The 11,914-nt window shown below is 42.1% G+C and carries 10 protein-coding genes; 3 read left to right on the top strand and 7 right to left on the bottom strand.

Annotated features, from left to right (window positions below):
- Positions 1 to 32: 32 nt before the first annotated feature.
- The 5 genes from rfbD to FG28_RS06345 all read right to left on the bottom strand — a co-directional run bounded on the left by rfbD (position 33) and on the right by FG28_RS06345 (position 6,048).
- Positions 33 to 809, bottom strand: a complete 777-nt coding sequence (rfbD, locus tag FG28_RS06365; RefSeq protein ID WP_081894239.1) for a dTDP-4-dehydrorhamnose reductase — start codon at positions 807 to 809, stop codon at positions 33 to 35.
- Between the two features lie 75 nt (positions 810 to 884).
- The gene (locus tag FG28_RS06360; protein ID WP_036380927.1) at positions 885 to 1,934 is read right to left on the bottom strand and encodes a hypothetical protein; all 1,050 of its coding nucleotides are present in this window, start codon (positions 1,932 to 1,934) and stop codon (positions 885 to 887) included.
- A gap of 4 nt (positions 1,935 to 1,938) precedes the next feature.
- Complete coding sequence (locus tag FG28_RS06355) at positions 1,939 to 3,627, bottom strand: DUF6909 family protein (protein WP_036380924.1); 1,689 nt, start codon at positions 3,625 to 3,627, stop codon at positions 1,939 to 1,941.
- Positions 3,628 to 3,681: 54 nt separating this feature from the next.
- A complete protein-coding gene (locus tag FG28_RS06350) occupies positions 3,682 to 5,178 on the bottom strand; it encodes a GH3 auxin-responsive promoter family protein (protein WP_036380921.1) in 1,497 nt (498 codons plus the stop codon).
- Positions 5,179 to 6,048, bottom strand: coding sequence for a M23 family metallopeptidase (locus FG28_RS06345; RefSeq protein WP_036380918.1), 870 nt, complete (start codon positions 6,046 to 6,048; stop codon positions 5,179 to 5,181). It lies immediately after the preceding gene.
- Positions 6,049 to 6,216: 168 nt separating this feature from the next.
- On the opposite strand from FG28_RS06345, the gene tatA reads away from it, so the two are divergent.
- The 3 genes from tatA to FG28_RS21085 all read left to right on the top strand — a co-directional run bounded on the left by tatA (position 6,217) and on the right by FG28_RS21085 (position 9,117).
- Entirely contained in the window at positions 6,217 to 6,411 is a 195-nt protein-coding gene (tatA, locus tag FG28_RS06340) for a twin-arginine translocase TatA/TatE family subunit (RefSeq protein ID WP_036380915.1), read from the top strand.
- A gap of 229 nt (positions 6,412 to 6,640) precedes the next feature.
- A complete protein-coding gene (locus FG28_RS06335) occupies positions 6,641 to 8,701 on the top strand; it encodes an OmpA family protein (RefSeq protein ID WP_036380912.1) in 2,061 nt (686 codons plus the stop codon).
- A 245-nt stretch (positions 8,702 to 8,946) separates the two neighbouring features.
- Positions 8,947 to 9,117, top strand: a complete 171-nt coding sequence (locus FG28_RS21085) for a DUF6747 family protein (protein WP_316930851.1) — start codon at positions 8,947 to 8,949, stop codon at positions 9,115 to 9,117.
- Between the two features lie 77 nt (positions 9,118 to 9,194).
- Here FG28_RS21085 and FG28_RS06330 read toward each other — a convergent pair whose 3' ends face one another.
- Positions 9,195 to 10,190 (bottom strand): DUF4837 family protein, encoded by a 996-nt coding sequence (locus FG28_RS06330; RefSeq protein WP_036380909.1) that lies wholly within the window; start codon positions 10,188 to 10,190, stop codon positions 9,195 to 9,197.
- Between the two features lie 12 nt (positions 10,191 to 10,202).
- Positions 10,203 to 11,810, bottom strand: a complete 1,608-nt coding sequence (locus FG28_RS06325; protein ID WP_036380905.1) for a lytic transglycosylase domain-containing protein — start codon at positions 11,808 to 11,810, stop codon at positions 10,203 to 10,205.
- Positions 11,811 to 11,914: the final 104 nt, after the last annotated feature.

The following is an 11,914-nucleotide window of genomic DNA, read 5'->3' as shown; positions in this document are numbered from 1 at the left end:
TTCCTTAAAATCTTAATTTTCTCCTTTAAACGCTAAGAAAGAACACTATTTTTTGGTCGCTTTGCGAAAGTACGATAATTCGAGTCCAAAACAAGGTTGACTTTCCCCTTCAGACCTTTTTCTTCCAGTATGTACTGGGCAAATTCATACCATGTCATGGGTTTTCCATCTGTAAAATGATACACCCCAAATGGCTTTTTTCCCAGTACGATTTCCTCCAAAATAAAGCTTGCCAATGTTTCGGTGTTGGTTGGGCAACCTTTTTGAGCGTCGGTGATATGCAAACCCTTTCCAGCCAAGGCCTTTTTCACGATTGTTCGATAGAAATTATGGCCATACTTTTTACTGTACAACCAAGATGTCCTGATGATGTGATGATTGGGTAAAATCTGCTGAATAAATTTTTCTCCGGCAAGTTTGGACCTTCCGTATTCATTGATCGGATTGGGCTGGTCTTCCACAGTATATGGAGTTTCTTTTTCCCCATCAAACACATAATCTGTAGAAATATGTATCAGCGTGGCTTTATGTGCTTTGCAAATGGCCGCCAAGTTTTTTGCCCCTTCTGCATTCACCTTAAAGGCTTCTTCAGGATGTTTTTCGGCTTGTTCCACATTGGTATATGCGGCGCAATTGATACAGAAATCATACTTTCCTTTTTGAAAGATTTTCTCCAGCTCTTTTAGTTTGGTGATGTCCAGTTCTTCAGATGCCTTGAAATCAAAGGAACCATCTAGAAAATTCTCGGCCTGTTCCTGTAATGTTAATCCAAGTTGACCCGTGGAACCAGTTACCAAAATTTTGATCATCACATTCCTTTTCGTTGTAATCCCAAGGCATTTCTACTTCCCATTAGAGCCAAATAGATCCATTCTTTTTTGACCTTATTTTTGATTATAGGTCTTTAGGTATTTGTTGAGCTGAAGTAAGCCCAATACCCCCAATACCAAAGCCAGCAACAATATGGGAAGCTTAAACTTATAACTGTTCCATACTCCCTTTTGTTCCACCCCTCTTGTGGGGAAATCACTGATAATGTTGATAATCGTGGATTTATTGGCCCGTTCTTTGTTCAACGCGACCAATTTTTCTTTCAGTACATCTTTCTCCTGCACCAAGGCCAGTTCCCTGTTTTGCGAATCTCCACCCTCCGCCATATTTATACTGGTGCCCTGCATGGGCTTGTCCGCTTCTTTTACCAGCACCGTCCTGTACAGACTTTGCAAGGAGTCAATTTCAACAAGCTGTTGCTTGTAAATTTCTTCCTGTAAGCTAAGGTTCTCATCATTGATTCTTTTCTGTAGTTTGAAATAATCGTTCACAGAAATAGAGTTGATGATGGCAGGCTGCATTTTTTTGGCCACCCTATTGTCCGTACTGATGACTGAAATTTGGTGGAACCTGGCATCCAAGGAGTTAAAGTTTTCCAAGTAGTTCTCAAAATCAATGGTCCTCACCGTGGTTGTGTCCAATTCCCGAATAAACTCATCGAACAATTTAATCTTTTGGTTCTCATCCGAATACGAATCCGCATAGATTTCCTTTACCGTAGCCGCCTCGTGTTCCGTTATGTTCAATGCCGTTGCCAAAGCAACAGAATCCTGTGCCTGTGCCAAATCATTATAGAATGAAATGTTGTTGTAAAGCTGCTGGACACTGTTGAAGTTGGGCTCCACCACCATTTTGGAAACATACTTTTCCGGAACGATGTTGTCCAAAATATAACCGCCCACCCCGCCTAAAACAATCGCAGTTACAAGGATGATGAAGTTTTTTTGAACAAAGAGCAGGAAGAGCATCAAAATATGGAAGATCCCTTTAAAGATGTTTCCTATAAAATTGAAGAATTTTTGGAATCCCCTTCCAATCATCTGGAACAACTGTCCCAAGTCTATTTCATCTGAAGAATTCTGATGTACTGGTTGGTCTGCCATATATTTATGTATTGAATATCTGTTTTAAAATTCGGTCCGTGATCAAATAGGTGGGTTTTACCCCGGTTGTTCCCAAGCCTCCCGATGCCAATGTGCTTCCTGTTTCCAAAGGGTTGTCCGAAGCATAGTAGGCATATCTCACTTTAACATCCTTTTTAATGCTCTTCCGTATCTTGGAAGCGGATTGGATTGCTTTTTGGTAATGCACCCCTTCCATTTCCAGTCCTATGACATTCCAGGTCGACTCGTAAAAAAACTTCAAAATGTCCTTGTTCTGTAACGAGGTTCCCAAAACGGTCACCATAGTGCCTTCCAAAACTTTTAGGCCATGGCCTTCAAAATCCGAAGCACATAGCTCATTATGGAATGGGTAATTATCTGCCGTACCTTCAAAAATATGGGCCGATGGAATCATCAAATCCCCTTTGCCCCCTTCCAAAATACCCGCTTTGCCCATAATTGACAAAGATTCTACGTTCAAAAAGCGTTTTTCATCATCTCCCTCCAAAGGCTTCAACAGCTCATCAATGGTCTCATAGGCCTGTTCCCCAAAGGCATAGTCCATAACAAATATAACGGGTTTTTCCTCGTCTTTGATTCCTTTGGGCAGATCATAGCAGCAAGCATCCTTTCCAAGTTTGGCCGTATCAAAAATCTGAACATCAATATTGGCTCCGGAAGCATCATCCAAAAATAGCATCCCGTTTTTTTCCGCAGTCGTTCGTACCTTTTCGTGAAGGTTGTTATTGATGGTGGCACTCAATGTCTCAAAGATTTCCAAAGAATCGGCATTGGGGAATTCCTTTGCCAACGCTTTTCGGGCAAACAAAGAGTTCATGACACTGTGCATATTGGCACTGATGATGTGGATGGGCCGGTGTAATAGGCCGTGCTCCTCAAGGGTTTTCTTGATCATATCAGCCCAGCGTTCGCCATGAATATGATGACCCAAACGTTCGCGCAACAACGGGCTAAAGGTTATGGTACGCTTGTTCCCTGTAGTTTCTTCTTCAATGGCCAGTTTGCCCAACCAATAGATTACGTTCAAAAAGCGGTCTGGATCTTTAGGCTTCTTGAGCTTTTTATGGATGTCTACCACCTCATCAAAAGTTCTGCTTAGAATATTGGCGGTATGGATCAAGGCAATTTCCCTTTCGCTTTCTTTTTTCTCGGTGAGTTGAACAAATCGTTCCAGTTTGTCCCAATCGTGAATAGTGGCATTGCCATCCTCCACCAAGACGCGTTTGCAGATTTTTCCAGATTCAATGAACAAAAAGGTAAGGTGGGTGAGAATGTCATAAATGTCACTCCTGCCCCGCGTGATCTCAATGTTCATCTGAACGTCATCAATCCGGTAACAATTGCGCCTTCGTTTTGGTGGAATAATGGGTTTTAAATGTGATTTGGAAAAGCCCTCATCAGAGGTTAGATTGATAAAACGGCATTCCTCAATACCTTCCGGCAATCGTTCCAGCACATAGATCAACCCGTTCAATTCTGATTTGTCCTCTGCTATTGTGCCATAGATTTCTGGCCGTAACAACAAAAGTGCGCTTCGCAGCGCGTTGCCAGAAACTCCTGATGGTTTGTAGAATCCACGATTGAGCAGATGGCGCATGGTAATGTACAAGCGCTCAATGGCATTGGTAGATTCTTGTGCCCTAGTGGTTTGTTTTACTTCAGTTGCCATCATACAATGGAGCAAAAATACATGAATTCCTACGAAAGTTGAGCTGTTCTTTTCAATCTAAATTTTGAAAGGTTGAAGTCCTTCGGCCACTTTCCGGTCATTGGCCAGTCTTTGCACCTTGTTCTGTCCGCCCAGTTTGCCAATGGTCTTCATATAATCTTGAAAGCCCCCAGATTTGATTGGGGTTATTTTTAGGGGTTGAAGAATGTTCCCGGCAATCAAATCGTAATAATAGCTGTTCTGCTTTTGCATACTTTCTTCAATGGTTTGGGAAAATTTGAGTGGTTCGGAAGGTTCCCTTTCAAACTCAATGAACCATTCGTGGTATGGCAACTCTCCATCCTCCGGGTTGGTCTGTGGCGCTACGGTAAACTCGTTCACTACAGCATCGGTTTGTTCCACAGCCAATTTTAGAGCTTCTTCCACTTCTTTGGCGATTACGTGCTCCCCAAAGGCTGAGATGAAATGTTTTATCCGCCCAGAAACAATGACCCTGTAAGGACTCTTTGAAACAAACCGAATGGTATCTCCCAAATTATAGGCCCAGAGCCCGGCATTGGTGGAAATGATCATAGCGTAATCCACATTCAGTTCCACATCAGCGATGGTGAGACGTTTTGGGTTTTCGGAAAAGAACTCATCGGCCTTAATGAACTCGTAGAAAATACCAGCATCCAAAAGCAACAACATGCCTTTTTCCTTTTGCGAATCTTGATAGGCAAAAAACCCTTCGCTGGCAGGAAAGAGTTCAATGCTGTCCACTTTTCTTCCTATCAAGTTTTCAAACTTGGCCCGGTAGGGTTCATAATTGACCCCTCCGTAGATGAACAGTTGAAATTCCTTGAAGAGCTCCCCAACTTTTTTCCCGGATTTGGCGTTGAGCTTCTCAAAATACATCTGCACCCAGGAAGGTATCCCCGCAATGACCGTCATGTTCTCATTTTCGGTCTCTTCCACAATGGCATCCACCTTGGTTTCCCAGTCTTCAATACAATTGGTCTCCCAACTAGGCAAACGGTTCTTTTGTAAATAATTGGGAACGTAATGGGCGGAAATCCCGGAAAGTCGACCCAATTTGATGCCATTTTTCTCTTCTAAAATGGGACTTCCCTGGAGAAAAATCATCTTTCCATCCACAAAATCAGCATTACCTGTTTCATGGATGTAATTTAAAATGGCATTTCGTGATGCCTCAACCTGATTTTTAATGGATGCCTTGGTAATGGGAATATACTTTGCCCCCGATGTGGTCCCCGATGTTTTGGCAAAATAAATGGGCTTTCCGGGCCAAAGAACATCTGGCTGGCCATCAATAATATTCTGGATGTAAGTTCTTAATTCCTCATAATCCCTTACAGGAACCTTTTTGGCAAAATCATGATGCGATGCTATACTTTCAAAATCATGGTCCTTACCAAATTGGGTTTTAGCCGCTTTGGAAATCAGTTCTTTAAAGACCTTTTCTTGGGTTTGAAGAGGATTTTTGACCCATTTCTGATTTTTTTGGGCTATTCTCTTGGCAAAAATCTTTGCTGCAAACGATTTTAACGACATTTAGTTGAAGTCAATATAATTCTGGGGATCTACAGGTTTTCCCTTTCTCCAAAGTTCAAAATGTAGGTGTGGGCCTGTAGTAAGTTCCCCTGTGTTTCCTATAGAGGCTATCACCTCTCCCGCTTTTACCAAATCGCCTTGGGATTTGCTCAATGATCCATTGTGCTTATAAACCGAAGTTAGCCCCTCTTGGTGCTCAATAATGATGACATAGCCCGTTTCCGAAGTCCACTCTGCAAAAAGCACGGTTCCATCCCCAATTGATTTTACCGGAGTGTCTTTGGGCGCCACCAAATCCACGGCATAATGTTTGGTTTTGGCATCGAACCCTTGCACCAAGGTGCCATTGATGGGCGAAAAGAGCAAGGTGCCCATATTTTCAATGTTCCGCTCAAAGAGGTTATACTTGTCTTCCAGTTCCACTTCCTCCCTCAGGAGCAAATCCTCCCGAATGGGCGTTAGGTCTACCGTGGAAGGATCTAATTTATACTGGTCAAAAAGTGAATCTCTATTTACTTGATTGTTCTCAATATCTCCACGGAGTACAAGTCTAACATTGTCTAAATACCTATTGGTATAATTTAAGACGGTCACCAAGGAGTCCGTTTTGTAGGTAAGTTCCGTGGCCTGCCGCTTCAACTTGGTTGATGAGTACCCTGGAATATATTCCCGCAAAGGGGTAAATGCAATGATCAAGGTGGTTACCCCAATCAGAACTATGATAAAAAGGGTTCCCGTCACAAAAACATTGAGTCTATTGAGTTTAAAGGAAATCTTTTCCTCAAAGGTGCTTTCATTTAGAATGACCAAGCGATACTTGTGCAGTAGCTTGCGCTTTATCTCTTTTCTTTTCTTTCGGTCCTTCGCCATAATGAACAAAGATAATCTTCCATTTTAATATTGATGTTAAGCTTTTTAAAATACCTAACATCTTGTTTGAGTGTTCAAAACAATTCTATATGCTAATTTTCGTTAATCCCGTGGACACTTACAGTTCTTTTTAGTACTTTTACCCTTCTAATTAAAGGTTTTGACGTTATGATTGCTCAAAATATGTTTCTTGGTATGATTGGCCCATGGCAGATTGTACTTATTGTGGTTATTGTTCTTTTACTTTTCGGAGGCAAAAAGATTCCTGAATTGATGAGAGGACTTGGTAGCGGTATCAAAGAATTTAAAGATGCCTCTAAAGAAGAGGAAAAATTGGAAGGCGGCAACGAGTCAAAGTCCTAGTTTTTCCATTTTTGGTCGTGTAAGTCCCTTTAGAAAGCCTTATAACCAAAGGGCTTTTCGATAAAGAACCACATTTTTTTAACCTACACGCCAGAAATCTTCCCTTTCACAACAAAAAATTACCATCCCCTTTATCTTATCCTATTTTAGCTGTTGAAACTGACGTTAAGCTCTCTTTGCTTAGCCTCCAAGTAATCAATAGCTGATTATTTGTGCAGAAGGAGTGGTAATGAAAAAACCGATCTTGCTTTTTTTTATGTTGATAGCCCTTGGAATCCAATCCCAAGAGGTCACTTTTTTGCAATATCAGGACAATGATATTTCTTCTTCTACCCAAAACAACGCAAATACGGCTCCACAGAGCGATTTGGTGAAACACCTGGATGGTCTTAGCGACAAAAAACTTATTCAGTACGTTCGAAAAAAAGGAGTGGCCGCCAAACTCATCAAAAAAGGGGACGAGTACTTTGACCAAATGTGGTACGCCGAAGCGGCGCGTATATATGACATTGTCCTTGAAAAAAGCAACGAAAAACATACCTTCGAGCTTTTGGCCAAAGCCGGTGACTCGCATTACTACAGCGGAAATTTGGAAAAATCCTATAAATGGTACCACGAGCTCAACCAGACTTTTCCCGAACAAATCACAGAAGATCGCTTTTTTAAGTATACCCATACCCTAAAGGGTACTGGCAAATACCGTCGGGCCGCCCAACTTACCAAATTATTCCGTCAAAAAAGGGAGGAGCCCCTAAACGAACTGGAAAACGTTGCTCCGCCCACATGGAAAAGTACAGCCTTGGTTGAGATAAAAAACTTGGCCATTAACTCCACATATTCAGATTTTGCCCCAATGTTCCACAAAGATTCCGAAGTGGTCTTTGCTTCGGCCCAAGATTCATCGTTCTTGACCACAAGGCGCTATCGGTGGACCAACCAGCCTTTTTTAGATCTTTATGTGGCCAAGACCAAAGACGATAGTGGGGATTTATTTGGCGCCAAGAAATTCTCGAGAAAAATCAACACAAAATACCACGAGGCCTCCGTTGCCTTTTCCCCCGATCAAAAGACCATATACTTTACCCGAAACAATTATGGCAAAAGGTTAAAACGGGGAAAAAACGGAATCAACCACCTGAAAATTTACCAATCCAAATTAATTGATGGCGAATGGGCCGATGCTGTTGAGGTTCCATTTAATAGCGAAAACTATTCAACAGGGCATCCTTCCATAAGTCCAGATGGCAAAAAGATGTACTTCGTCTCCGATAAACCGGGAGGTTACGGTGAAACGGACATCTATGTAGTGGATATTTTGGAAAATGGAGCGTTTTCCGAACCAAAAAACTTGGGGAGAGGCATCAACACCAACGGCAAGGAAATGTTTCCCTACATCACGGAAAATACACTTTATTTCTCTTCCAATAGGGCTATGGGTTTTGGTGGTCTGGACGTTTATAAAGCCGATTACGACAACGACACCTTTGGGATAGTGTATAATCTTGGCGAGCCCATTAATGGTAGTAGGGATGATTTCTCCTACATTGTGGACAGTTCTGGCAAAAAAGGCTATTTCGCTTCCAATAGAAAAGGGGGCAAGGGCGATGATGATATTTATTCCTTTATCGCTATAGAAAACCACAATGCCATTTCCGGCACAATCAAGGATGCCACCTCCGGGGAGGTGCTAGAGGGCGCCCAAGTGGTCCTGTACAACAAAGACAAGCTTCTTTTGGCCGAAGTGAATACCGATGCTGATGGAAACTATCGTTTTGAAGGTCTCGAATCAAAATCGGATTACCTGCTCAAAATCTCAAAGAAAGGCTATTTTGAAAACAATTCGGACATACGTACAAAGGACAACATAGCTATTGAGGAAAATCAGTCCTTACAGCCGCTCAAGGAAATCATTGATGAAGAGAAGAAGATCGTGAGTTTGGAGCCCGATGCCATTTATTTTGATTTTGACCGTTTTGCCATTAAACCAAGAGCCGCCCAAGAGCTGGACAAATTAGTGGCCGTGCTTAATGAATATGAGGACATGATCATTAAGATTGAATCCCATACCGATGCAATCGGCAGTAAGACCTATAACAAATACCTCTCGGACAAGCGCGCCAAATCCACTAGGGACTATCTTATTTCCCAGGGCATTGACCCATCACGAATTGCCAGCGCCATTGGATATGGGGAAGAACGTTTGCTAAACAATTGTGCAGACGGCCATAGATGTCCTCCGGACAAACATCAGGAAAACCGCCGCTCCGAGTTTATCATCGTGTCACAATAAGAACCAAGCCCCTTCCAAGGGGTTTTTTTGTGCTTTCATTCTCCCTTTGTGCATTTCATCGATAATTCAAACAGCTGAACCGTTCACTACAATGAACCATATATCGATGAAAGAAGTGCCTTTATGGAAACCTATATTTTCAGAATAGCTTTTGTCCTTGTTTTGGTGCTTTTTGTCCTATTGTTTTTACTCTCCTTACCCAAAACCCAACCTTTGTATTGTCTTTAAATCTTAAAAACTGACTTATGAAAAAACTTTTACTTGTTAAAGAAATCTATCTTGAAGGATTTCGCAACTTAGGACATATTATTCTAGAGAAATACTTTAAAATATTTGCTTGGTTTAGCTTTGTCATGTTCTTCATTGTGCTCTACGCCTTTGTGTACAGAATAGCTACCGGCTTCGCATTTGACTAACGCCCCAAATACATAAGTATTTAAAGAACAAAAAAGCCCGGATATCCGGGCTTTTTTGCTTAGGTCCATGTGTCTTCTTAATCCGCTGCTGTTGTATTAAAATCTACGGTTCGCAAGATGGCTTCAAGCTCAAACATATAGTCTCTTTTTTCGGCTGATGGTGCAAAGGTGAACCCTTCCAAAACCATCTTTCTGTTATGCTCCTCATCGTTGATGATGTAGGTTAAAAATGGCCCAGCCATCGGGTATCCCTGAATATCCCAAATCCCCCTGACCTCCGCAGCTTTTTTTCCTCCAATTTCTGTGGGGAAAACATAGGGCGCAAAAGCCATTTCAGTTTTCATATATGTGTTCTCATAAGGACCGGGAACGTATTTCTTTCCAATGGAATCACGCATTTTTACAATATCCTCCACAAAGGTGGAATCGTTGGAAAAGCTGTTTTCTGGCATTTCATACGCAATGATGTTCATGGTCCCTTTTGGAATCTGAATGTCCATCCATACAAACTTGTTGTCCCGCTTGCCCACTTTATACAATGATGGAACCTTCATGCTTATGCCAAACTCTTCTTCCAAAGCCTTGTCCTTGTTCAGTGAACGTTCAAATCGTTTTTGGGCCTCGGCTATTTCCATTTGTTTGAACGCCTCAATGGCTTTCGGTGCCAGAGAATCCAGATTCCGGTTCAACACCTCGTGGGTTTGTCCAGTGACCACCGCCACCTTTTGGGGTTTTGAATATGCGTCTGTTTTAATGTGTGCCAATGAGGAGGAATCTTGTTCCACGTATAAAACTGACCGGGAATAGGTTGTTGTGCCCTTAAATACTTTTGGAGGAACTTGTACAATGGTGAAAATGGGTTCGGGTTGTGGGAGACCCAAGACCTGCGCCGCAAAATGCTCCCTAATGTTATCGCCAACATCACTTTGCCATAGCTCGGTGTCCATTACTACCATTAATGAGTTAACACCTCCTGTGGATGGTGGCAGAAATCTTTGTTTCGGTCCTGAATCCTTACAAGACCATAGTACCATTACCAAAATGGCACTACATAGTGTTCCAAATTTTTTCATATCGAGTTAAATTTACGAAGAACAATCGCACAATTTAAGTTTTGTGCCCGGTTTTAGGTTATTGCTGCTAAGACCGTTCCATTCTCGTAAATTTTCAATGGAAACTCCAGGATATTTTCTGGAAATCGTCCAGAGTGAATCGCCAGGTTGTACTGTATGCGTTTTGGAGTTGCTTGCCACCGCCCCAGAGGCTGACTTTGAAGTGCTCGATTTAGCCACAGATTTTTCTGGGATATAAGGCTTTCTCGGGAAAATGGTCAACCGTTGTCCAATACGTAGATTATTGCTCCGCAATCCGTTCCACATTTTAATCTGGCTTACGCCCACGCCGTAACGTTCCGCTATTTTACCCAAATAATCCCCGCTCTTTACTTTGTAACGAATTTGGTCTTGGGCCGTTATCATCTGAGGTAATGGTTTTTCCAAAGAATCCATTTCCTTTTTCACATAAGCATAAATCTGCTCCTCATTGGCCACAAACTTTCCAATTTTGGCCTTTGGTAAACGAAGGGCATAATCCTTTCCTTTCACTTTGGGGATGACATTCAATTTGTAGGCGGGGTTCAACATCTCCAATTCTTCGGTGCTGATATCGACCAACTTGGCTATTTGATCAAAGGTGATGAGGTTTTTAACATGAACGGTATCCGTTTCAAAATAAGGCCTGTCCGCCTTTTTGTATTGAAGTCCATGTTCTTCGGCATATTCAAAAATGTACATCGTGGCCAAAAATGCGGGAAGATAGCCTGCAGTTTCACGTGGAAGAAATGGGCGAATGTTCCAATAATTTTCATATCCTCCAGACCTTCGGATGGCTTTGTTCACATTTCCCGGACCTGAATTGTAGGCTGCCAAGGCCAGATCCCAATCGTTGAAAATTTCATACAATTTGGAAAGGTATTTGCTGGCCGCTTTTGTTGCCAAAATAGGGTCGTGGCGTTCATCCACATAACTGCTCACGTCCAATCCGTACATTTTTCCCGTACTGTACATAAACTGCCAAAGTCCTTTGGCGCCCACCCTTGATCTTGCCCTTGGATTCAAGGCCGATTCAATAATAGCCAAATATTTAATTTCAAGGGGGATATCATGGTTGTCCAATTCCTGTTCAAACAATGGAAAATAGAATTGGCTGGCGGTCATCATCCGTTGCATTAAATCTCTTCTTCGGGTCAAGAAGGATTTGATCACACTCTCCAAAGAAGGATTGTAGGTGATATTGAACGGGGTCTTTTCATCCATCCGGGCCAAACGGGCCTTTAAGGTATCTGTGGGTAAATCCACAACAATGATGGAGTCATTCTCAGAACTATTCTGAATTTCAAGCAGCATATCACTGAACAACTGTGCGCTACTGTGAAGCTCTTTCAACCAAAGACTATCATACCGATGTGCCTCTTCCAAATCCAACAATTGAAACTCCCCATTTTTGTTGGTCTGCAATTCTATGGGCCTGCCATCAATACTAACGCTTGTAATACTGATTTCCCTGGTTTCATCTGTTTGTAGCAAAGTGGAATCCTGGTCTGCCAATTGAATGGAATCAATTTCTTGGGCAGTCGCCATTGAGGCTACAAAAAGAAGCGCTGCGCAGACAGCTGTGTTCAATTTTTGGTTCATTTGGACAAGGTTTGGTTTTTGGGGCAAACTAAAATGGCGTTTTTTTCTGAAATAATAAAATTTCGGGTGTAAAACGTGTTGAATTTTAACTCCTTCCCCAATAA

The organism is Muricauda sp. MAR_2010_75, assembly GCF_000745185.1.
Taxonomy (GTDB): Bacteria; Bacteroidota; Bacteroidia; order Flavobacteriales; family Flavobacteriaceae; genus Flagellimonas.
Note: the sequence above shows the minus strand (reverse complement) of the source record. Positions and strands in the feature narration are given on the sequence as shown.